Origin of the sequence: Dorea amylophila, assembly GCF_025567265.1 — a bacterium.
GTDB lineage: Bacteria > Bacillota > Clostridia > Lachnospirales > Lachnospiraceae > Dorea_A > Dorea_A amylophila.
The window spans coordinates 14,402-38,831 of record NZ_JAOQJW010000025.1; the positions used below are offsets into that span (position 1 = coordinate 14,402).

General features: G+C 41.9%; 19 protein-coding genes and 1 tRNA gene. 17 read left to right on the forward strand and 3 right to left on the reverse strand.

Annotated elements, in window-relative coordinates:
* Nucleotides 1-50: 50 nt before the first annotated feature.
* Nucleotides 51-133: transfer RNA gene (locus tag OCV72_RS14100), tRNA-Leu, on the reverse strand.
* A 203-nt stretch (nt 134-336) separates the two neighbouring features.
* Here OCV72_RS14100 and polA point away from each other — a divergent pair.
* The 5 genes from polA to OCV72_RS14125 are packed head-to-tail and all read left to right on the forward strand — an operon-like array spanning nt 337 to nt 6,089.
* Nucleotides 337-2,952 (forward strand): DNA polymerase I, encoded by a 2,616-nt coding sequence (gene polA, locus OCV72_RS14105; protein WP_055284470.1) that lies wholly within the window; start codon nt 337-339, stop codon nt 2,950-2,952.
* Between the two features lie 12 nt (nt 2,953-2,964).
* On the forward strand, nt 2,965-3,555 hold the full coding sequence (gene coaE, locus OCV72_RS14110) for a dephospho-CoA kinase (protein WP_055284472.1): 591 nt from the start codon (nt 2,965-2,967) through the stop codon (nt 3,553-3,555).
* 20 nt (nt 3,556-3,575) lie between these two features.
* Nucleotides 3,576-4,373 carry an MBL fold metallo-hydrolase gene (locus OCV72_RS14115; RefSeq protein ID WP_055284474.1) on the forward strand — a complete coding sequence of 266 codons (798 nt, stop codon included), beginning with the start codon at nt 3,576-3,578 and terminating at the stop codon, nt 4,371-4,373.
* Between the two features lie 40 nt (nt 4,374-4,413).
* Nucleotides 4,414-4,686: an ACT domain-containing protein gene (locus OCV72_RS14120; protein WP_055284476.1), complete on the forward strand. Its 273-nt coding sequence runs from the start codon at nt 4,414-4,416 to the stop codon at nt 4,684-4,686.
* Nucleotides 4,687-4,724: 38 nt separating this feature from the next.
* Nucleotides 4,725-6,089 (forward strand): PFL family protein, encoded by a 1,365-nt coding sequence (locus OCV72_RS14125; protein WP_055284478.1) that lies wholly within the window; start codon nt 4,725-4,727, stop codon nt 6,087-6,089.
* A 127-nt stretch (nt 6,090-6,216) separates the two neighbouring features.
* Here the strand turns inward: OCV72_RS14125 and OCV72_RS14130 are convergent, their stop codons facing one another.
* The gene (locus tag OCV72_RS14130) at nt 6,217-7,494 is read right to left on the reverse strand and encodes a nucleotidyltransferase (protein ID WP_055284480.1); all 1,278 of its coding nucleotides are present in this window, start codon (nt 7,492-7,494) and stop codon (nt 6,217-6,219) included.
* 193 nt (nt 7,495-7,687) lie between these two features.
* Between OCV72_RS14130 and mgtE the strand changes: the two genes are divergently transcribed.
* The 8 genes from mgtE (at nt 7,688) to OCV72_RS14170 (ending at nt 16,849) form a co-directional block, all read left to right on the forward strand.
* Entirely contained in the window at nt 7,688-9,025 is a 1,338-nt protein-coding gene (mgtE, locus tag OCV72_RS14135) for a magnesium transporter (RefSeq protein ID WP_171029357.1), read from the forward strand.
* A gap of 159 nt (nt 9,026-9,184) precedes the next feature.
* Nucleotides 9,185-10,180 carry a phosphate acetyltransferase gene (gene pta / locus OCV72_RS14140; RefSeq protein WP_028086205.1) on the forward strand — a complete coding sequence of 332 codons (996 nt, stop codon included), beginning with the start codon at nt 9,185-9,187 and terminating at the stop codon, nt 10,178-10,180.
* 25 nt (nt 10,181-10,205) lie between these two features.
* Nucleotides 10,206-11,393, forward strand: a complete 1,188-nt coding sequence (locus OCV72_RS14145; RefSeq protein WP_028086206.1) for an acetate kinase — start codon at nt 10,206-10,208, stop codon at nt 11,391-11,393.
* Between the two features lie 88 nt (nt 11,394-11,481).
* Nucleotides 11,482-12,009 carry a YceD family protein gene (locus tag OCV72_RS14150; protein WP_028086207.1) on the forward strand — a complete coding sequence of 176 codons (528 nt, stop codon included), beginning with the start codon at nt 11,482-11,484 and terminating at the stop codon, nt 12,007-12,009.
* A 3-nt stretch (nt 12,010-12,012) separates the two neighbouring features.
* Nucleotides 12,013-12,192, forward strand: coding sequence for a 50S ribosomal protein L32 (gene rpmF, locus OCV72_RS14155; RefSeq protein WP_005332600.1), 180 nt, complete (start codon nt 12,013-12,015; stop codon nt 12,190-12,192).
* Between the two features lie 238 nt (nt 12,193-12,430).
* The gene (locus OCV72_RS14160) at nt 12,431-14,221 is read left to right on the forward strand and encodes an aminopeptidase P family N-terminal domain-containing protein (protein WP_006426676.1); all 1,791 of its coding nucleotides are present in this window, start codon (nt 12,431-12,433) and stop codon (nt 14,219-14,221) included.
* Nucleotides 14,222-14,372: 151 nt separating this feature from the next.
* Nucleotides 14,373-15,263 carry a proline iminopeptidase gene (gene pepI / locus OCV72_RS14165; protein WP_055284482.1) on the forward strand — a complete coding sequence of 297 codons (891 nt, stop codon included), beginning with the start codon at nt 14,373-14,375 and terminating at the stop codon, nt 15,261-15,263.
* Between the two features lie 209 nt (nt 15,264-15,472).
* Entirely contained in the window at nt 15,473-16,849 is a 1,377-nt protein-coding gene (locus OCV72_RS14170; protein WP_055284484.1) for a sodium-dependent transporter, read from the forward strand.
* Nucleotides 16,850-17,456: 607 nt separating this feature from the next.
* Here the strand turns inward: OCV72_RS14170 and OCV72_RS14175 are convergent.
* Nucleotides 17,457-18,635 (reverse strand): M20 family metallopeptidase, encoded by a 1,179-nt coding sequence (locus OCV72_RS14175; RefSeq protein ID WP_055284486.1) that lies wholly within the window; start codon nt 18,633-18,635, stop codon nt 17,457-17,459.
* A 165-nt stretch (nt 18,636-18,800) separates the two neighbouring features.
* Here OCV72_RS14175 and plsX point away from each other — a divergent pair, with 165 nt between their 5' ends.
* The 4 genes from plsX to smc all read left to right on the forward strand — a co-directional run bounded on the left by plsX (nt 18,801) and on the right by smc (nt 24,426).
* Complete coding sequence (plsX, locus tag OCV72_RS14180) at nt 18,801-19,823, forward strand: phosphate acyltransferase PlsX (protein WP_055284488.1); 1,023 nt, start codon at nt 18,801-18,803, stop codon at nt 19,821-19,823.
* 36 nt (nt 19,824-19,859) lie between these two features.
* Nucleotides 19,860-20,096 (forward strand): acyl carrier protein, encoded by a 237-nt coding sequence (gene acpP / locus OCV72_RS14185; protein ID WP_006426671.1) that lies wholly within the window; start codon nt 19,860-19,862, stop codon nt 20,094-20,096.
* Nucleotides 20,097-20,162: 66 nt separating this feature from the next.
* A complete protein-coding gene (gene rnc, locus OCV72_RS14190) occupies nt 20,163-20,858 on the forward strand; it encodes a ribonuclease III (RefSeq protein ID WP_055284490.1) in 696 nt (231 codons plus the stop codon).
* Between the two features lie 7 nt (nt 20,859-20,865).
* Nucleotides 20,866-24,426, forward strand: a complete 3,561-nt coding sequence (gene smc, locus OCV72_RS14195) for a chromosome segregation protein SMC (protein WP_055284492.1) — start codon at nt 20,866-20,868, stop codon at nt 24,424-24,426.
* Nucleotides 24,427-24,430 lie beyond the last annotated feature (4 nt).

Consider the following 24,430-nt stretch of genomic DNA (forward strand, 5'->3'; position numbering starts at 1 on the left):
AGTAAATGTCTCTAATCGCTAAACCCCTTGATTTTACTGGGTTTTTTGACTGCGGATAGTGGGACTTGAACCCACACGAAGTCACCTCCGCAAGATTTTGAGTCTTGTGCGTCTGCCATTCCGCCATATCCGCATATGTGTTGTTCACACAACAAAATAAATTATAACTATAAATGTATCGTCTGTCAATCTTTTTTTAAAAAAAAGAAAAGGTGAATGTGACAGATAAGGGAAGAATAAGTAGGAGTAAAAATTAGCCTTTTAAAAAGAAGCAAATTGGTGTATAGTAAGATAGTGATTTTATAAGAAAATGAACTATTTAGGTGGAGAGATATAATGAGCAGTAAAATTGTTCTGATAGATGGCCACAGTATTTTGAACCGTGCCTTTTACGGGCTGCCGGATCTGACGAATGCAGAAGGCCTTCATACAAATGCAATATATGGATTTTTGACGATTATGTTTAAACTTCTGGAAGAAGAAAAACCAGACTATCTGACGGTGGCATTTGATGTCCATGCTCCGACTTTCAGACATAAAATGTATGCAGAATATAAAGGCACCAGAAAGCCGATGGCTGATGAACTAAGGCAGCAGGTTCCTGTGATCAAAGAAGTGCTTCAGGCAATGGGAGTGAAGACGATCGAATGTGCGGGTCTGGAGGCCGATGACCTGATCGGTACACTTTCCAAGCGTTGTGAGCGCAAGGATATGGAAGTTGTGGTTATTTCCGGAGACCGTGATCTGTTGCAGCTGGCGACTGAGCATGTAAAGATTCGAATTCCGAAGACAAAGCAGGGCAGAACGGAGATAGAAGATTACTATGCCAAAGATGTTTTTGAACGCTATCAGGTGACACCGGAAGAATTCATCGATCTGAAAGCGTTAATGGGCGACACGGCAGATAATATTCCGGGAGTTCCTGGTATCGGGGAAAAGACTGCGACAAAGATCATTACACAGTATCACTCGATAGAAACGGCGCACGATCATGTGGAAGAACTGAAGCCGCCGAGAGCGTCTAAATCATTAAATGAATACTGGGATCTTGCGGTGCTCAGCAAAGAACTTGCAACAATCAATGTGAATGCTGAGTTTTCATATGAACTTTCAGAAGCAAAACTGGGTAACATATACACGGAGGAAGCATATGTCTTCTTTCAGAAACTAGAGTTTAAAAATCTTCTTTCCAGATTCGATGTTGCGGCACCGGCAAATAAGATCGAGGATGGTTTCAGGATTATCACTTCAAAAAGAGAGGCAGAAGAGATTTTTGCAAAGGCTGAAAAGGCACAGACGACAGGAGCAGTACTTTTTAAAGATATGGAAAATGTATTGCCGTTATTTGCAGATCAGGCCGGACTCGGAGGTATCGGTCTGTGCTTCTCAAATGAAGCAGGCTTTTGTATAAAAACCGGGAATGATATATCAGGAGAATGGCTTTTGGAAAAGCTTGCAGATGTGGCAGAAACGACAGATACATTTTCGATGTTTCATCTGAAAGAATCAATGAATCAGATTAAGATCCGGAAACCGGAAAATTGTTTTGATGTGAGTGTGGCTGCATATCTGCTGAATCCACTTAAGAATAATTATACATGGGAAGATGTTGCGAGAGAACATCTGGACCTGATGGTTGATGAAAAGGCAGATCAGGAAATAAAGGCCTGCTATGAAGCTTATACAAATTATGCATCGGTAGAAGTCCTGAGCCGGAAATTAGCGGATACGAAGATGGATACCTTATTCCGGGAAATTGAGATGCCGCTGGTATTTACATTGTTCGATATGGAGCAGAATGGTATCCGTGTTGAGGCAGAGGCATTAAAACAGTATGGCAATCAGCTCGCCGGCAAGATCGGTGATCTGGAAAAGGAGATCTACGAAGAGGCTGGCGAAACATTTAATATTAATTCGCCAAAACAGCTGGGTGTGGTATTGTTTGAAAATATGAAGCTTCCGGGTGGGCGAAAGACAAAGACGGGTTATTCCACTGCTGCAGATGTTCTTGAAAAACTGGCGCCGGAACATCCGGTAGTTGCAAAGATTTTGGAATATAGACAGTATACAAAGCTCAAATCCACATATGCGGACGGACTGGCAAATTATATTCAGGATGATGGAAGGATTCATGGAAAATTCAATCAGACGATCACGGCAACCGGAAGAATCAGCAGTACAGAACCAAATCTTCAGAATATTCCGGTGCGGATGGAGCTTGGCCGCCTGATCCGTAAAGTATTCATTCCGGAAGATGGATACCGGTTCGTGGATGCCGATTATTCACAGATCGAACTTCGCGTATTGGCACATTGTTCCGGAGATGAGCATCTGATCCGGGCATATAAAGAACAAAGTGACATTCACCGTATTACAGCCTCACAGGTATTTCATATACCGTTTGACGAGGTGACTCCGCAGCAGAGAAGGAATGCAAAAGCCGTAAATTTCGGTATTGTGTATGGAATCAGTTCATTTGGACTGAGTCAGGATCTGAGCATTACACGAAAAGAGGCTGCAAAATATATTGATGATTATTTTGCAACCTATCCGGGAATCAAGACATTTCTGGATCATGCAGTGACACATGCAAAAGAAGAAGGGTATGTGGTAACACTGTTCGGAAGAAGACGTCCGGTTCCGGAGCTTTCTTCCAGTAATTTTATGCAACGTTCGTTCGGAGAGCGGGTGGCAATGAATTCTCCGATTCAGGGAGCGGCAGCAGATATCATAAAGATTGCAATGATCCGGGTGAATCAGAAACTGAAAAAACAGAAGATGAAATCAAGACTTGTCTTACAGGTGCATGATGAACTTCTGATAGAAGCATACGAACCGGAACTGGAAGCAGTTCAAAAGATTTTAAAAGAAGAGATGGAGCATGCGGCCAAATTAAAGGTGCCGCTTGAAATAGACATGCATACAGGAGCGAACTGGTACGAAGCAAAATAAGAGGTGTGAGAGATGAAGATTATAGGAATTACCGGAGGAGTAGGCGCAGGGAAAACACAGATTTTGGAATATCTGAATAATAAATATGGTGCGACTATTTGTATGGCAGATGAAGTAGGAAAGAAACTGCAGAAAAAAGGGACAGAATGCTTTGATGAAATTGTTGCGCATTTCGGAGAAGGGATTCTGGATGAAAAAGGAGAGTTGGACCGGACAAAGCTTTCAGACATTGTTTTTGCCGACAGGGTTGAACTTTCTGTACTGAATGGGATTGTACATCCAAAAGTAAAAGAAGAAATTCAGAAGAAGATTGCAAGAGAAGAACGCAAAAGTACGAATCTGATGCTGATTGAAGGAGCACTTCTGATCGAGGATCATTATGAGGAGATCTGTGATGAACTTTGGTATGTGTATGTGGAAGATTCGATCCGCAGAAAACGTCTGAAATATGCAAGAGGATATGAGGACTGTAAAGTGGATCAGATTTTCGAAGCACAACTTCCGAAAGATCTGTTCATGCGTCACTGTGACCGGGTGATCGACAACAGCGGACAGTTTGAAGAGACGAAGATCCAGCTGAATAAGATCATAGAAGACTTATAGAAAGGCAGATAATATTTAATATGAGATTATGCAGTATTGCAAGTGGAAGCAGTGGAAACTGTATCTATATAGGAGATGATCAGACTCATCTTCTGGTTGATACCGGTATCAGCAAGAAAAGAATAGAAGAAGGGTTGGCAAAATTGGAGATAAAAGGCGATGAACTGGAAGGTATCCTGATCACACATGAACATGTGGATCATATTCAGGGACTTGGTGTGTTCAGCAGAAAATATGAGATTCCAATCTATGCGACACCCGGAACTATTGCAGGAATCCGTAATTATAAAAAATTAGGAAACCTTCCGGATGGACTATTACACGAGGTAGATATAGATCAGCCATTTTCGCTGGGAACACTGAATATTGATCCGTTTGCAATCTCCCATGATGCGAACGAACCATCCGGATACCGGATAGATAATGGAAAAAAGGCAGTCGCAGTTGCAACAGACCTTGGAATATATGATGATTATACCGTAGAACATCTAAAAGATTTGAATGCGGTCGTTCTGGAAGCAAATCATGATATACATATGTTGGAAGTAGGACCATATCCATACCCCCTGAAACGGAGAGTTATGGGAGATAAGGGACATCTGTCTAACGAATTGTCAGGAAAGCTTCTTTGCGATATATTACATGATGACTTGCAGTATGTCGTTCTTGGACATTTAAGTAAAGAGAATAATTATGAAGAACTGGCATATGAGACGGTCAGACTGGAAATCAGCATTGGTGATAATCCTTATAAGGGAAATGACATTCCGATGATGGTAGCTAAACGGGATCAGGTATCTGATATCATTGCATTATAAGAAAGAAACAATGGCGAAGACAATAGGAGGAAAACAAATCATGAAGAAATGTGTAATCACAGTTGTAGGAAAAGACACCGTAGGTATTATTGCAAAAGTATGTGAGTATCTTGCAGGAGCAAATGTTAATATCCTTGATATCTCTCAGACCATCGTAGATGGATACTTTAATATGATGACGATTGTTGATGTAACAAATTGCAGCAAAGAAGTGGCTGTGGTTTCAAAGGAGCTGGAAGAGATCGGAACTTCTATCGGTGTTGCCATTCACTGTCAGAGAGAAGAAATATTTGAAAAAATGCACAGATTATAAGCAAATTAAAAATATTTACGGAAAGGCAGGAAAAACACATGATAAACAGATATGAAGTATATGAGACAAATCAGATGATTGCAGAGGAGAATCTGGATGTACGTACAATTACCCTTGGAATCAGCCTGTTGGATTGTATAGATGCAGACCTTGATAAATTAAATGAAAATATTTACAACAAAATAACTACCGTTGCGAAAGATCTTGTGAAGACCGGAGAGGAGATCGAGCAGGAATTTGGTATTCCGATCGTTAATAAACGAATCTCCATAACACCGGTAGCACTGATCGGCGGTGCGGCATGCAAAAGTCCTGAGGATTTTGTTACGATTGCAAAGACATTGGATAAAGCTGCAAAAGAAGTCGGTGTAAACTTCATCGGTGGTTATTCGGCGCTGGTGTCAAAGTCTATGACAAAAAGCGATGAGAACCTGATCCGCTCGGTTCCGCAGGCACTTGCATGTACAGACCGTATCTGCAGCTCGATCAATGTGGGATCAACGAAGACCGGTATTAACATGGATGCAGTACGTCTGTGTGGTGAAATTGTAAAGAAGACAGCTGAAGCAACAAAAGAAAATGATTCTCTCGGATGTGCAAAACTTGTAGTATTCTGTAACGCGCCGGACGATAATCCATTTATGGCAGGTGCATTCCTTGGTGTAACAGAAGGAGATGCTGTGATCAATGTCGGTGTCAGTGGACCTGGTGTTGTAAAGCATGCGATTGAACAGGTGCGGGGCAAAGGCTTCGAAGAGTTATGTGAGACGATTAAAAAGACAGCATTTAAGGTGACTCGTGTCGGACAGTTGGTTGCCGGAGAAGCATCCAAACGTCTTGGTATTCCATTTGGAATTATTGATCTGTCACTGGCACCGACTCCGGCAATTGGAGACAGCGTCGCAGAGATTTTGGAAGAAATCGGTCTGGAACGTGTTGGTGCGCCGGGAACGACGGCAGCGCTTGCAATGTTAAATGATCAGGTTAAAAAGGGCGGTGTTATGGCTTCTTCTTACGTAGGCGGACTGAGTGGTGCTTTCATCCCTGTAAGTGAAGATAAAGGTATGATCGATGCAGTGGAAATGGGTGCACTCACAATTGAAAAACTGGAAGCAATGACATGTGTATGTTCGGTAGGACTTGATATGATTGCGATTCCGGGTAAGACAAGTGCTTCTACTATTTCCGGAATTATTGCAGATGAGATGGCAATTGGTATGGTGAATCAGAAGACGACCGCAGTACGTCTGATTCCGGTTATTGGAAAAGATGTCGGAGAGACGGCAGAATTTGGTGGGCTTCTCGGTTATGCACCAATCATTCCGGTCAATGAATATGACTGCAGTGCATTTGTGAATAGAAAAGGAAGAATCCCTGCTCCTGTACACAGCTTTAAGAACTAAAAAGAGAACAGAGCTATAAGAAAAACGTGTGGCATATGATAATGAATACAATTTATATTATCATATGCTACACGTTTTTGTGCCTGGACAGGAAAGGAGCGCTGCTGACGAAAGAATGATTTATATACTATACATGTATGATCTGCTTTTGGTATTCGTTTATGAAAGGAATTCCGAACTTGTCGGACACTACGCTTTCGTACAGATCTGATGCAAAAGTGGTCTGATCCAGCATTCGTATTGTTTCCGGAAGAAGCGAATCTGTCTGTCCTAATTTTGTAATAACCGGAATGCTGGCGTTTTCTTTTATCTGACGCAGCACATCGGCATGTTCTTTACGAAATCCAAGAATTCTGGTATAGATGCAGGAAGATTCCCGGTATCTCAACATATCTTCTTTTTTTACGGCTAACAGAATATGCAGCAGACCTCTGCTGATACGGCTGTAAGTCAGTTCTTTTGTTTTTAAAAGCTGACAGAACTGTTCGAAGTTCAGAAACTGATTCCGGTTTCGGATGATACGGTTTGCAAGATCCTCGGATATATCCTGATACTCACATAGAGATCTCCGGGTTTCGCAGAGCAGGCGGTATTTTAATAAAAGGGAGAAATCATTTGTTTCAATGGGACAAGATTGATTCCATGCATCCCGTAACAGACGCAGGGCGTTTTCAGGAAGCTGGTTCTGCAACAGTTCGGAGAATCCGTCCGGTGTCTGCTGAGGATCTGCCGGATATCTGCTGAATGGCTGCTTTTCCCAATGTCTCAGGGCATTCCGAATGGCAGAGGCAGAACTTGACTGTGGCTGAAGTTTTGTGTCGTGGTATCCGGAAGAGTCCCGCTTTAACGTGTATGGTACCATTCTGCTGTTCTGCTTTTTCAGTGCTTTCAGATATTCAATCCCAAGAATATTATTGGGTTCAGAAAGAATCTGTGAAACGGAAGCATCACCGGTTAATTTTTCCAAAGCCTGGTGTCTGGCGGCAGGAAAAGAATGTCCTTTTTTTAATGCATCCTGAAGCATATGGCTGTAAGTATCTGATTCGGAGAGAAGCAGCTGTGCAATATGCTGTAAAACAGAAAGCTCTCCGCATTCACTTCCAAAGCATAATGTATCGATGCATCCCAGACCTTCCAGAATAGAGATGGCGCCTTGGGCGAAGAATTCGGCACTGCCGGATGCATAGCAGACAGGAAGCTCGCAGATAGCCGATGCGCCGTTTAGAAGTGCCATATGCGCACGGGAATGCTTGGATAGAAGCGCAGGAGTTCCGCGCTGTACATAATCGCCGCTCATGACGATTACAACCCGGTCGGCACCGGTTAGTTCCCTGGCTCTTTCTATATGATAAAGATGTCCGTTGTGAAATGGGTTATATTCTGTGATAAGTCCAACAGTTTTCATGAAAATCTCCTTGTATAACATTCTGAAATTGATTATACTATACAATGATTTGGTACGCAAATGGGATGTTTGCCGGGCAAGATCCGAAGAAAGGAGGAGGCATATTATTATGGAAGAAAATATGAATGAGGAAGCCTTAACGGCAGACGGGCAAAAAGACGATGATATTGATTATGTAGAAGACAGAGAAGAACTGACTGAAGAACGTATTAAGGATATGCTGGATGCCCGGGAATATAAAGAATTGAAAGAAGAACTGGAAACAAATATGTATCCGGTGGATCTTGCGGAGATTCTGGAAGAATTTGATCAGAAACACATGGTGCTGGTATTCCGTCTGCTTGCAAAAGAAGAAGCGGCAGAGACATTTTCATATATGAACAGCGATATGCGCGAAGACCTGATCAATGCACTGACGGATTCCGAACTGGAAGAGATCATGGAGGAAATGTATCTGGATGATACCGTTGATGTGCTGGAAGAGATGCCTGCCAACGTGGTAGACAGACTGCTGATGGTGACAGATGCGGAAAAACGTCAGCAGATCAATCAGCTTCTTCAGTATCCGGAGGACAGTGCCGGAAGTGTGATGAATGTAGATTATATTGCACTGCGAAGAGAGATGACGGTTGCTGATTCCATATTAAAAATAAGACAGGTTGGTCTCAACCGGGAGACGATTTATACCTGTTATGTAACAGAACAACGTCATCTGATCGGGCAGGTTGACATAAAAGAACTGCTGACCAGCAGTGAATCCAAGACGGTTGAAGAGATCATGGATACAAATATGTTGTATGCCCGTACGACAGACGATCAGGAAGACGTTGCTAATATCATTACAAAATATGGTCTGATCGCATTGCCGATCGTAGATCATGAAAACTGTATGGTCGGTATTGTAACCGTTGATGATGCGATGCAGGTACTTCAGGATGAGACAACGGAAGATATCAGCATCATGGCCGGTGTCAATCCAAATGAAGACTCGTATTTCGGGACATCAATATTCGAGCATGTAAAGAGCCGTATTCCCTGGCTGTTGTTTCTGATGCTGTCTGCGACGGTAACACAGATGATCATGAACAGCTACGAGAATGCACTGGCACTGATGCCGCAGCTTGCAGGATTTGTTCCGATGCTTACCGGAACCGGAGGAAACTGTGGATCGCAGAGCTCGACACTTGTGATCCGCGGACTTGCTGTCGGAGAGATTGAATTTTCGGATCTGTTTAAAGTAATCTGGAAAGAAATCCGCATTGCATTCTGCATCAGCATCATACTGTCTGTGGTAAATGGAATCCGTATCATGTTGATGGGACAGGGAGATGCCATGATGGCATTTACCATTGGTCTGACGATGGCTTGTACAGTGTTGATCGCAAAAGTAGTCGGATGTACACTCCCTCTGATCGCTAAGAAAATCGGACTTGATCCGGCAATCATGGCGACACCGCTGATCTCTACACTGGTTGATATCAGCACGATCAGTGTATATTTTGCGATCGTGAGTTACGTATTTCGCTTATAACACTGTGAAATTGCAATAGTTTTTGTCAAAAGCAGGATAAATATTGTACATTGTACGCAAAAAGAGACATAAGATTACCGTAAGAGCCCTTGTCCGCAAGGGCTCTTTGTATTATAATGAAAATACTGAGAAAAATATTTGGAAAGGAGTCTATTTATCATGGGATTTATAGATGAAATCAAAGCAAAAGCAAAAAGTTGTAAAAAAACAATCGTTCTTCCAGAGAGCGAAGACATCAGAACTTATGAGGCAGCAGAGGCAATCTTAAAAGAAGGGACAGCTAATCTGGTCCTGATCGGAAGCGAAGAAGAGATCGCTAAGAATAAAGGGGATTTCGATATCACAGGAGCAACAATCGTTGACCCTGCTACATACGAGAAAACAGATGAATATGTAGCAACACTTGTTGAACTGAGAAAGAAAAAAGGAATGACAGAAGAACAGGCAAGAGAGATTCTTCTTACTAATTACTTATACTATGGTGTAATGATGGTTAAGATGAAAGATGCAGACGGAATGGTATCAGGAGCATGCCACTCTACAGCTGACACACTTCGTCCATGCCTTCAGATCCTGAAGACAAAACCAGGAACAAAACTCGTCTCAGCATTCTTTGTAATGGTAGTACCTGATTGTGATATGGGAGAGAACGGAACATTTGTATTCGCTGACTGCGGACTGAACCAGAATCCTACATCCGAAGAGCTTGCAGCAATCGCTCAGTCTTCAGCAGAAAGCTTCAAACAGCTCGTTGGTGCTGATCCAAGAGTTGCTATGCTTTCTTACTCAACAATGGGAAGTGCAAAACACGATGACGTAACAAAAGTACAGGAAGCTGTTAAGATCGCAAAAGCTGAGAATCCGGATCTTATGTTAGACGGAGAGATGCAGCTTGATGCAGCACTTGTTCCTTCTGTTGGAGCAGCTAAAGCACCAGGAAGCCAGGTTGCAGGAAAAGCCAATACTCTGATCTTCCCTAACCTTGATGCAGGTAACATTGGATACAAACTTGTTCAGCGTCTTGCAAAAGCAGAAGCTTACGGACCAATGACACAGGGAATCGCAGCACCTGTTAACGACCTTTCAAGAGGATGCAGTGCTAAGGATATTGAAGGTGTTGTTGCAATCACAGCAGTTCAGTGCCAGAATCAGTAAGAGATAAAGTAAGAGGAGAAATAATATGAAAGTATTAGTAATGAACTGCGGAAGTTCATCTTTAAAATATCAGTTGATCGACATGGAGAACGAGAGCGTTCTTGCAAAAGGTATCTGTGAAAGAATCGGAGCCGATGGATCTGTATTAACACACAAACCAACAGGAAAAGATAAATATGTTGTAGAGCAGGCAATGCCAGATCATGGTGTAGCAGTACAGTTAGTACTGGATGCTTTACAGGATAAAGAGCATGGTGTGATCGAAAGTGCGGATGAGATTACAGCAATCGGACACCGTGTACTGCATGCAGGTACTATTTACAGTGATGCAACACTTGTAACAGAAGACGTGAAGAAAGTTGTTCGTGACTGCTTCGACCTCGGACCTCTTCATAACCCTGCAAACCTGATCGGTATTGAAGCTTGCGAAAAAGCAATGCCTGGCAAACCGAATGTAGCAGTATTCGATACAGCATTTGGTATGAATATTCCAAAGAAAGCAGCTATGTATGCAATCCCATATGAATATTATGAGAAATACAGCATCAGAAGATATGGTTTCCACGGAACAAGCCATATGTTTGTATCTGGTGAAACTGTAAAACTTCTTGGAAAAGAAGATGCAAAGGTTATTGTATGCCACATTGGTAATGGTGCAAGTATCTCCGCATCTATCGGTGGAAAATGCGTAGACACAAGTATGGGACTTACTCCTTTGGAAGGACTTGTTATGGGAACACGTAGTGGAGATGTTGATCCTGCAGTTCTTCAGTTCATCTGCAATCATGAAGATATCAGCGTAGATGAGATGCTGAATATCCTGAACAAAAAGTCAGGACTTCTTGGAATCAGCGGTGTGTCTTCTGACTTCCGTGATGTAAGACAGGCAGCTGTTGACGGAAACGAAAGAGCACAGCTTGCAATGGATACTTACAAATACCGTGTTGCAAAATATATCGGATCTTATACAGCAGCAATGAACGGTGTAGATGCAATCACATTTACAGCCGGTGTTGGAGAGAATGCTCCGGATCTCAGAAAAGACATCTGTGATTACCTTGGATATCTTGGCGTAGAGCTCGATGAAGAAAAGAATGAGAATGTTCACGGAGAGACAACCGTAATTTCTACACCAGAATCAAAAGTAAAAGTAATTGTCCTTCCTACAAACGAAGAGTTAGCTATTGCTCGTGAAACAGCAAAATTAGTTTAAGACTAAATGACTAAAAGAATGTAAATTTCTGTTGACAAAATAATTTTACATGATATAATAGTCTAGTGTGTGAATAGGAGACGATACTATGATATTAAACCTATCCGACGTTCTGTCTGAGCAGCATAAAGCAATACATGAATCTGTTCCGATCGAAATGACTTGTTTCAAGTCTGAGATGGGAGATTATGCAATTACAGAGAAGACACCACTTGAATTGTCTGTAGAATATGCAGGTGACCGCAAGTTGGAAGTGACTGGTAAAGCTAAGATTACATCAGTTGCACCATGTGACAGATGTCTGGAAGATGTAGAAGTGAAGGTGACACTTGACTTCAAGCATAAGATTGATACAGAGTCAGATGCATATGATCAGTCAGAAGATTTAGACGAGAATAACTATATTGACGGATATAGCTTAGATGTAGAACAATTGGTCTACAACGAGTTATTGGTAGGGTGGCCGACGAAAATTCTATGCAGCGAAGACTGTAAAGGTATTTGCAACGTATGTGGTCAGAACCTGAATAAAGGTACCTGTAACTGTGAAGATACGGGGCTCGACCCTAGAATGTCAGTTATCCGTGATGTATTTAAGAATTTTAAGGAGGTGTAACCTATGTCAATTTGTCCAAAGAATAAATCTTCTAAAGCAAGAAGAGACAAAAGAAGAGCAAACTGGAAAATGAGCGCACCAAACCTGGTAAAATGCAGCAAGTGTGGCGAATTAATGATGCCTCACAGAGTATGCAAGGCTTGTGGTTCATACAACAAAAAAGAAATCATTGCTCAGGATTAATTTTTGAAAAATGATAAAAAGAGACGATCGGTTTTGGTCGTCTCTTTTTTTGACTGAATTTTGTATAAAATAGTGAAAAAAAGATAAAATGATTACATTTTGTGTTGCAACATTTTCTGAAAGTGTTATAATTTTAACCAGATATAGAACGTAGTCTATAAATAAACTGCCGATGGGGAAAGTGAAAATTCATTTTACAGGCAAAGAGATGGACTATGTAGCTAAGGAGGAAAACAGAATGACAGAAGTAGCAAAGCGTATTGAAAAGCTTCGCGCACTGATGGCAGAGCAGAATATCGATGCATATGTTGTACCAACTGCAGATTTCCATCAAAGTGAGTATGTAGGAGAGCATTTCAAAGCAAGAAAGTTCATTACTGGATTCAGTGGTTCTTACGGAACGGCTGTAATCGCAAAAGATGATGCAGGTCTGTGGACAGATGGAAGATATTTCACACAGGCACTGACAGAGATGGAAGGCAGTGGAGTACGTCTGATGAAGATGTTCGTTGATGATACACCTTCTACAACAGAATGGCTTGCCCAGAAGATCCCGGAAGGCGGTAAGGTCGCATTTGATGGTCGTGTCCTTTCTATGGGTGAAGGACAGGAATATGAAGAAGTATTGGGTGCAAAGAATATCACGATCGAATATGAAGTAGATCTGATCGACCAGATCTGGGAAGACCGCCCGTCTCTTTCTAAGAAACCTTGTTTCTTCCTGGAAGACAAATACACAGGAGAGAATGTTGCATCCAAGCTGAAACGAGTTCGTGAGAAGATGGCTGAATACGGAGCAACGGTACATTTGATTGCGTCTCTGGATGATAACGCATGGCTTCTGAACTTCAGAGGAGATGATATTGACTTCTTCCCATTGGTTCTTGATTATGTGATCGTACGTAAAGACAGTGTAGATCTGTATATCGATGACAGCAAACTGAATGACCGCATCAGAGAAGAGATGGCAAAGAATAATGTCAACATTCATCCATACAATGACATTTACGAAGATGCTAAGAAGATTGGTGCAGATGAGGTTGCACTGATTGACCCGATGAAGATGAACTATGCACTGTATAAGAGTCTTCCATGTAAGGTAGTAGAAGGAGCTAATCCGACTATCTTGATGAAAGCAATTAAGAATGCTGTTGAGATTGAAAATATCAAAAATGCAGAATTGAAAGACAGTATTGCACTGACGAAGTTCATTTACTGGGTTAAGAAAAATTATGACAAGATGGAGATTACAGAGCTTTCTGCTTCAGATAAACTGACAGCTCTGCGTGCAGAACAGGAAGGATATATCCGTGACTCATTCGAACCTCTGCAGGCTTTCGGTGAGCACGCTGCAATGATGCATTATGCACCGTCTAAAGAGACAGACGTTGTATTAAAAGAAGGCGGTATGCTTCTGAGCGATACAGGCGGCGGATATTATGAAGGTTCTACTGATATTACCAGAACAACAGTACTGGGACATATCACACCGGAACTGAAGAAATATTACACAGCTGTATACAGAGCAATGCAGCACTTAAGCGCAGCAAACTTCCTCTATGGTAACCACGGATGGTCTCTGGATGTATTGGCAAGACAGCCAATCTGGGATATGAACAAAGACTTCCAGTGTGGAACCGGACATGGTTTCGGATATCTTGGAAGTATCCACGAGCCGCCAACAGGATTCCGCTGGTACATCGTTCCTTCTAAGAACGAACATCATCAGTTTGAGCCTGGTATGGTAATTACAGATGAGCCGGGAATCTATGAAGAAGGAGATTTTGGTATCCGTATCGAGAACAACCTGCTTACTGTAAACGGTGAGAAGAATAAATATGGACAGTTCATGCACTTTGAGACTCTGAACTTCGTACCAATCGACCTTGATGGTATCGATCCGGAAGAACTGACAAGATCAGAGAAAGAATGGCTGAATGATTATCACAAAGCCTGCTACGAGAAGGTTGGTCCATATCTGACTGATGAAGAAAGAGAATGGCTGAAAGAATACACAAGAGCTATCTAATACTTCTAAAGTACATAGAAAAAGCTGCAAGTAAGTAACTTTACTTACTCATAAGAAAATTTAACTGACAAGGGGTGTCAGAAAATTATAATAAAAAAATGCCGCGGACCAGCGGTCTGCGGCGTCTTTTAAGAAAAGGAGAATAGGTAAAATGGCAAAAATTACAGAAGGATATATGCCTTTCCATGGCTATCAGACATATTACAGAATCGTTGGAGAACAGAAAGATAACGGAAAAGCTCCGTTGATCTGCTTACACGGTGGACCTGGATCTACACACAACTATTATGAAGTCCTGGATAACGTTGCAGATGATGATGATCGTATGATCGTTATGTACGACCAGTTAGGATGTGGTAAATCTTATCTTGACGGACATCCGGAGATGTGGACACAGGATCTCTGGCTGGATGAATTAGATGCTTTAAGAGAACACCTTGGATTAAAAGAATGCCACATTATCGGACAGTCATGGGGCGGAATGATGCAGATTGCATATGCCATCGAGCGTGGAGCAGAAGGGGTAAAATCCTTCATCATTTCTTCCGGACATCCAAGCAGCAGCCTGTGGGCAAGAGAAGGTATGCGTAGAATTAAGATGATGTCTGAAGAGGATCAGGCAGCAATCAACGATGCTTTGGAGCGCAATGACTTCACAGGAGAAGCTTATCTGAAAGCAGTAGATAACTATATGGACAGATACTGTAATTACTGGAGAGAAGATCTTCCAGAGTGTTGTACAAGACCTAAGAAATCCGGTGGAGAAGCTTATCTGTATGGATGGGGACCGAACGAATTCGTTCCATCTGGTACACTGAAAGACTTCGAGTACATCGACAGACTTCACGAGATCAAAGTTCCATCACTGATCATGAGTGGTATCTCTGATCTGTGCTCACCATTAGTTGCAAAGACTATGGCAGATGAAATCCCGAATTCTAAATGGATCCTCTGGGAGAGAGCAAGACATACAACATTCGTAGACAGACACGATGATTACTGCGTAGAGCTGATCAAGTGGATGAACGAATACGATAAATAAAATACATAAAATGATTTGAAAAAGATCTCCGTCATTTGACGGGGATCTTTTTCAAATGCGATATCTGTAAATTAATAGTGACTTCACTGCGTAAATGTGATAAAATAAATCGTCTGGCATATAAGAATAATCAATGTCTGATAATATAATCTGATAAGAAAGAGGGAAAGTTCTGATTGTAATCATGGAAAATCAGAACTGAAAGAGAGATGGAAAAAGAAAAAAATAACAGAAGTTCCTTTTCAGGAAAAATAGGATTCGTTCTGTCTGCGGCAGGCGCATCCGTCGGTCTGGGAAATATCTGGAGATTCCCCTATCTGGCCGCAAAATATGGTGGAGGTATATTCCTCCTGATCTACATCCTGCTTGCGCTGACATTTGGTTATACAATGATCGTTGCGGAATCAGCTCTTGGACGTATGACAAGAAAGAGTCCGGTTGGTGCGTTTAAAGCCTTTGGCAAAAAGGCCGGATGGTTGTCGTTCGGTGGATGGATCAATGCAATTATTCCTGTGTTGATCGTACCGTATTATTCTGTCATCGGTGGATGGGTAATTAAATATTTTGTGGAATACCTGAAAGGGAATGGCGCAAAATTAGCAGAAGATGGATATTTTTCAAACTTTATATCCAATGGTCTTTCTACGGAAATATGCTTTATTGTTTTCTGTATGTTCACATTGATCATTATCTATGCGGGTGTCCGTAATGGAATTGAACGTGTTTCCAAGTTTATGATGCCGATACTGGTGGTACTGTCTGTGATCATTGCAATCTATTCGGTGACAAGACCGGGTGCGCTGGCTGGTGTGAAATACTTCCTTGTACCAAATCCTAAAAACTTTTCATGGATGACGGTTGTAACAGCCATGGGACAGATGTTCTATTCTCTGTCAATTGCTATGGGTATTTTGGTCACATTTGGCTCTTACATGAAAAAAGACACGTCCATCGAAGATTCGACAAGGAATGTTGAAGTATTTGATACTGCAATTGCAATTATGGCTGGTCTGATGATTATTCCGGCTGTATTTGCATTCTCTGGTGGAGATCCGGATACGCTGCAGGCAGGTCCGTCATTAATGTTTATTACAATTCCAAAGGTATTTGATAGCATGGGATTTGGAACGTTTGCAGGAATCCTGTTCTTTTTACTTGTATTATTTGCTGCTGTTACAAGTTCTATCGCATTAACAGAAAGTTCAGTTTCTACTGTAGAAGACGAATTAAAATGGAGCCGTAAGAAATCCACGGTTATTGTGGGATTCATTATGATTATTCTTGGAACATTGTCATGCCTTGGATATGGACCATTATCATTCGTAAAGATTATCGGAATGCAGTTCCTGGACTTCTTTGACTTCCTTACCAATTCTGTGATGATGCCGATTGCTGCGTTGATGACAAGTTTATTTGTATCTAAAGTAGTTGGTGTGGATCGTATGGAAGAAGAAATCCGGCATGGGGAAAGTAAATTCCGCAGAAAGAAGATATTTGTCGTAATGATCAAGTATCTGTGCCCAATCTTTGCTATTATTATTCTGGTCAGTTCGGTAGCAAATGCATTTGGGTGGATTTCAATGTAAGTGTATTGGGATTTAATTTATTAACTGGGGAAGCGGCCTCTCAGTCCTTGAAGGAAACAATAGATAAGGCTTCTTGTTCAGGTTCCATACCATAAGAAACACTAAGAGAGTCAGAATCACCTAAAAGCAAAGGAACTACGCTCAAACTCGGCGTTCGCCTCAAACACGTTCGCTTCGTTCCTTTAACGGTGCTTCTGACTCTCTAATTGTTTCTAACGGCATTCCACATTCACAATAATCCTTATCTATTGTTTCCTTCAAGTCGTGACTGGCAGCGAATGTTAATAAATAAAATGCCCGGAAGTGTAACCCGGTGGAAGCCACTACGGTTACGCATTTGCCATTTCATTTGTAAGGCATTCGCCACCCACGGAATAAAAAGTAGGAAGCCGTTCCAGTGAATGTGAAGAAGGTGTTGGAAATAGTTAAGCGCCAAAATTATGCGTTGGGTTTTCGAAATTTGCCTGTTTGAGCCGAATGGCGAGTTGCAAATTTCGGAAGCCCGTTTTTAGCATAATTTTGACGCTTTAGTATTTCCCACCGACGGAACCTGAACAGGAACGGCTTCCTACTTTTTATGCAGGTCCGGGTAGTCATGCCTTCTAAATTAAATCCCAAATCGATTTAAATAACGGGTCGCACAGTGCGCCAGACACGCAGCCCCGATCGGACACACATCCTCATTAAACTGTACCTTTGGGTTATGTGCAGAATACTTCCCGCGATCATCCATATATCCGGCAGACAGATACATGAAAGCGGATGGTACCTGTTCTGCAATATTTGCAAAATCTTCAGAAGCACTTGCGGATATGCCTGGGTAAGGGGTTAGTTTCGGAATATCCAGTTCCTTCATGAAGCCGACGATCTGTTCGGTAAATTCCGGATTGCAGATCAGAGGCGGTACTTCCGAGATCATAGTGATTTTGGCTGTTCCTCCGAAAGTTTCGGCTGTCCGGATTGCCGTTTCTTTCATTCTTCGTACCAGAAGTTCTCTGGAATTTTTATCGTTCGTTCGAATAGTTCCTTCGAGAACGGCAGTATCAGGAATGATATTGGCGGCGGTTCCGGCCTGGAATTTACCGACGGTCATAAGACAGGCTTTGGAAGGATCTGTCTCACGGGCGATTACAGACTGCAGTGCAAAATATACATGGGCTGCAATATTGATCGGATCAACGGAATTCTGAGGATAGGCACCATGTGCTCCCTTTCCTTTGATTTCGATATGAAAACCGTCAACGGAGTACATCATAGTTCCTGTATTGTTATACATGTAGATTCCAACCGGCATCTGCCCTGGAGATACATGATAGGCCAGTGCCGCATCTACTTTCGGATTCTCCAGGATACCATGTTCTATCATATTTTTACTGCCTTCGAATGTTTCTTCCGCAGGCTGGAACATAAATTTGACTGTGCCTTTTAACTCGGCCTCATTTTCTTTTAGCATTTTTGCAGCGGTCAGTAACATGGCAGCGTGAAAATCATGTCCGCAGGCATGTGCTTCTTTTCCGGTCGGGCAGGCAAATGGAAGTCCGCTTTCTTCCGGCATTGGGAGGGCATCCATGTCCGCACGTAATAATAAGACTTTACCGCCATTTCCGACAGTAGCAGTCACACCTTCTCCGCACCTCGAAGGCACCAATCCATATTCGGTTAATTTGTCCATTACATATACGCAGGCCATTGGCATATGAAGACCGGCCTCTGCATTCATATGAAAGTAACGTCTGTTTTTTATGGTTTCATCGTTGAGTTCAAGAGCTCTCTTATAATAATCCATTTATTGATCCCTTTCTTTCTATAATTTCATATCTAATTTTGATGATAAAAGGTATTATACCAACCGGATCATATATTATCAAACTTCTGATAAATATTTTTGAAAATATTGATTTTTGCATGGATGTTTAGTAGAATAAATTCAGTAATATTAGGAGGAATTAATATGTCAGAAAATACGGTGATCGCATTGGACGCTATGGGCGGGGACAATGCACCGGGTGAGATGGTAAAAGGGGCAGTCGATGCCCTTGGACGTGAACAGGACATAAAAGTATATCTGCTTGGCAAAGAAGATATGGTGAATGCTGAATTACAGAAGTACACTTATGACAAGAACAGACTGGAAGTTGTGAATACAACCGAAGTTATAGAAACTGCTGAGCCGCCGGTGAATGCGATCAGAAGAAAGAAAGACTCTTCCATCGTAGTCGGAATGAAGATGGTAAAGGAAGGAAAGGCTGATGCATTTGTATCTGCCGGAAGTTCCGGAGCAATTCTGGTGGGCGGACAGGTAATCGTTGGAAGAATCAAAGGTGTAGAGAGACCACCGCTTGCGTCTCTGATCCCGACAGAGAAGGGGGTAGCACTTTTGATCGACTGCGGTGCAAATGTAGATGCCAGAGCATCACACCTGGTTCAGTTTGCCAAGATGGGTTCTATTTACATGGAGCATGTGATTGGTATTAAGAGTCCAAAAGTCGGAATTGTAAATATCGGAGCAGAAGAAGAAAAGGGTAATGCATTGGTAAAAGAAACATTCCCTCTATTAAAAGAAGAAAAAGAACTGAATTTTATCGGCAGTGTGGAAGCAAGAGAGATTCCGCATGGGCAGGCAGATGTCATTGTGACAGAAGCATTTTCGGGCAATGTAATCCTTAAGTTATATGAAGGCGTCGGTGCGGTATTGATCAGTAAGGTGAAAGAAGGACTGATGTCCACCCTCAGAAGTAAGATTGGTGCATTGCTTATCAAGCCGGCGTTGAAATCAACTTTAAAATCGTTTGATGCAAGTGAGTATGGCGGAGCGCCGCTGCTTGGATTAAATGGTCTGGTTGTAAAGACGCATGGAAGCTCGAAAGCAAAAGAAGTCAGCAATACATTAATCCAATGTGTAACATTTAAGAAGCAGAAGATCAATGAAAAGATCAGGGAAAGTATTCAATCGGAGCAAAAATCCGCTGAATAATATATTACTAACTATGATAAGAAAAGGAGATTTGATATGGAACTTGAAAAATTAAAAGAAATCATCGCTGATGTATTAAATGTAGAAGTGAATGATATTACAGAGGACACAACATTTGTAGATGATCTGGGAGCAGACTCCCTTGATATCTTCCAGATTATTATGGGAATAGAAGAAACATTTGACATTGAGATCGATAATGATGACGCTGAGCAGATCTCTACAGTTGGAGATGCTGTTGAGCAGATCAAGAATGCAACAAATAATAACTAGGCAGATATAAAAAGAACGAAAGGGCCCTGCCAGGGGCTTTTTTCGTTCTTTAGGATGGAGTTTACAATGAGCAAAGACCTTAAAGAATTAGAAGGAAAGATTGGTTACAAATTTGATGACTTTACCCTGTTTACAAAGGCGATGATTCACAGCTCTTATGCCAACGAAAAGCATCTGCCAAAGTATGAGTGTAATGAACGTCTGGAATTTCTGGGAGATGCGGTTCTTGAACTGGTGTCCAGCGAATTCCTGTTTCACAATAATCCGAAGCTTCCGGAAGGGGAACTTACAAAGACAAGAGCAAGTATGGTATGTGAACCGGCACTGGCATTCTGCGCAAGAGATCTGGATCTTGGTGAATACCTTCTGCTTGGTAAAGGAGAAGATGCTACCGGAGGACGAAAGAGAGAATCTGTAACATCGGATGCAATGGAGGCTCTGATCGGAGCAATTTATCTTGATGGTGGTTTTGCTAATGCAAAAGAGTTTATACATCGATTTATTTTGAAAGATTTGGAGAACAAGAAACTCTTTTTTGATAGCAAGACTATCCTGCAGGAAATCGTGCAGGCGAATTTTAAAGAAGTAATCTCGTATCATCTGATTGGTGAAGAGGGACCGGATCATAATAAGACTTTCCGTGTTGCGGTACATATCGGAGAAGAAGAATACGGAGTCGGAGAAGGCCGGACGAAGAAAGCAGCAGAGCAGGAGGCTGCATATATCAGCATTTTGAAACTGCATGAAAAGAATATAAAGTAGGTGTGGAATGTATTTAAAAAGCATAGAAGTGCAGGGATTTAAATCATTTGCCAATAAAATTAAATTCGAATTCCATAATGGAATCACCGGCATTGTCGGTCCGAACGGAAGTGGAAAAAGTAACGTAGCAGATGCGGTCAGATGGGTGCTTGGGGAACAGCGTGTGAAGCAGTTAAGAGGCGGCAACATGCAGGATGTTATTTTTTCCGGTACTGAGAACAGAAAGCCGCTTAGTTATGCATCGGTGGCGATTACTCTGGACAATTCAGACCATAAGCTTCCGGTTGATTACGAAGAAGTTACGGTAGCAAGAAAGCTATACCGTTCCGGAGAAAGCGAATATCTGATCAATGGAAGAGCATGCAGATTAAAAGATGTAAATGAACTTTTCTATGATACAGGTATCGGAAAAGAAGGGTATTCGATTATCGGACAGGGACAGATTGATAAGATCTTAAGTGGTAAGCCGGATGAGAGGCGGGAACTTTTTGATGAGGCGGCAGGAATTGTTAAATTCAAACGAAGAAAAAGTATGTCAGTCAAAAAGCTGGAAGACGAACGCCAGAATCTGGTCCGTGTCAATGATATTCTGTCTGAACTGGAAAAACAGGTCGGACCGTTAGAACGTCAGTCTGAAAAGGCGCGGGAATATCTGAAACGCAAAGAAGAATTAAAAACATACGATATCAATATGTTTCTTTTGGAAATGGAACGTATCCGGGATCAGATCCGGAATCTGGATGAAAAACTGCGTATTACAAAAGGAGAACTAGAAGAAGCAACCAGCAAGTATGCAGATACAAAGACAGAATATGAGTCGATTGAAGAACAGGTGGAAGTGATCGATGATTCCATTGAAAAAGCGAACCGTCAGTTAAATGAGACAACCATTCTGAAGCAACAGTTAGAGAACCAGATTGCATTGTTAAAAGAACAGATCCACAGTGCGCGGATGAATGATGAACACTTCGATCAGCGTGCCGGTGTTATTGATTCGGAGATAGATGTCCGTGAAGGACAGCTGAAAGAACTTCACACGGAAAAAGATTCCATTGAAAAACAGATGGAAGAAAAGCGGTCAGAAGAAGATAAGATCAAAAATGAACTGACGGAATTGCAGGAGAAGATTGCTCAGATTACCGGATCTGTCGATGAAAAAAAGAATCATATTATGGAAATACTGAATAACAGAGCATCCACGAAAGCTCAGATTCAGAAATTCGATACAATGATGGAGCAGATTCAGGTAAGAAAATCGCAGATTAACCGTGAAATCCTTGCAAATGACAGTGAGATCGCAGAAGAGAATGAGAGTCTGAATAAATTCCAAATGGAATTGAAAGTTATTTCCGACAAGATCATTTCACTGAATGACGAGAATAAAGAATATGAACGCAGGATCAGGGAATTGCAGACTAAGATTTCGAAAGAATCCCAGAAGCTGCAGATCGGACAATCTGCTTTTCACAGGGAACAGTCCAGACTGGAATCATTAAAGAATATTACGGAACGGTATGACGGATACGGTAACAGTATTCGTAAAGTCATGGATAATAAGGACCGGGAGCAGGGACTTCTGGGTGTAGTAGCAGATATCGTGAAGGTTGAAAAAGACTATGAGATCGCTATTGAGACTGCACTTGGAGGAAATATCCAGAATATCGTAACGGAGGATGAGGATACAGCAAAACGAATGATTCATTTCCTGAAGAAGAATAAGTTTGGACGTGCAACCTTTCTGCCGTTAACGTCGATCCGTGCGAATTCCGGGATTAACCGGCCGGAAGTACTGAAAGAAACGGGAGTTATCGGGACAGCCAACAAATTGATCCAGGTGGAGAGCAAATATAAAACCCTTGCAGATTATCTGCTGGGAAGAACACTGGTAGTAGATCATATTGATCATGCAACAATGATTGCAAGGAAATACCACCAGTCTATCCGTATCGTAACACTGGAAGGCGAGCTGATCAATCCAGGTGGTTCCATGACCGGTGGAGCATTTAAAAACTCAAGTAATCTTCTGAGCAGACGACGGGAAATCGAAGAATTTGAAAAGACCGTGCAGAAGCTTAAGCAGGAGATGACGGAGATGAAACAACAGATCTCTGGTCTGAAAGAAGAACGTGCAGGGTATTATGAGAAGACCGATGCAATCAGTACAGAACTGCAGAAAGCATATGTCGTACAGAATACGGCGAAGATGAATGCAGATCAGTCATCAACCAGGATCAGAAGCTTCAGACAGCAGTTTGATAATCTGCGGAATGAAGCTGCGAAACTCGATGCACAGATCACGGAGATCATGGACAATCAGGAATCTATTAATATTGAGCTGGATACATCCGAAAGTCTGGAGAATGATCTGAATCTCACCATTGAGAAAGAGCAGAAAGAACTGGAAGATGTTCATACAAAAGAGAGTATTAAGACCAGAAAATCAGAACAGATTCATCTGGAATATGCAGGATTAGAGCAAAAATATACATTTATCACGGAAAATATTACCCGTATCTGCGAAGAGGTCGATAAATTCCGGACTGAATTGGAAGAGCTGACAAAGAATAAAGGCGGCAATTCCAGGGAGATCACCGAAAAAGAGGAGAAGATCCACGAGTTAAAAACAACAATTGATCATTCCGGAGATTTGTTTGAAGAGATCAAACTTCAGATCGAACATTCAAAAAGTGAACGAATGGAACTGAATAAACGTCACAAAGCGTTCTTTGAAAAACGTGAAGAGATCTCGAAACATATGGCGGATCTTGATAAAGAAGTTTACCGTCTGGAAAGCCAGAAAGAAGGCTGCGAAGAAGCTTCCGAGAAGCAGATTAATTATATGTGGGAAGAATATGAACTCACACTGAATCATGCAAAAGAGCTTAGGAATCCGAATCTGACCGATCTTGCAGATATGAAGAGACGGATCCAGGAATTAAAAAGTGAGATCCGTGCACTGGGAAATGTCAATGTCAATGCGATAGAAGAATATAAAAGTGTATCCGAACGGTATGAATTTCTGAAAGGACAGCATGATGATCTGGTTGAAGCAGCCGAAACACTGGAGCAGATCATCGAGGAACTTGATAATGCCATGCGCAAGCAGTTTAAAGAGCAGTTTGCCAGAATTGCCGCAGAGTTTGATCAGGTATTCAAGGAGATGTTCGGCGGTGGAAAAGGAACGCTGGAACTTATGGAAGATGAGGATATTCTGGAAGCAGGTATCCGGATTATTGCCCAGCCGCCAGGAAAGAAGCTGCAGAACATGATGCAGTTATCCGGAGGCGAAAAGGCACTGACAGCAATAGCACTTCTTTTTGCAATCCAGAATCTGAAACCGTCACCATTCTGCCTGCTGGATGAGATAGAGGCGGCGCTTGATGATAACAACGTAGACCGTTTTGCGCAATATTTGCACAAATTAACAAAATATACGCAGTTCATTGTAATTACACACCGACGAGGAACAATGACCGCAGCAGACAGACTGTATGGTATTACTATGCAGGAAAAAGGTGTCTCTACACTGGTATCTGTCAGCCTGCTGGAAAATGAACTGGATAAATAGGAGG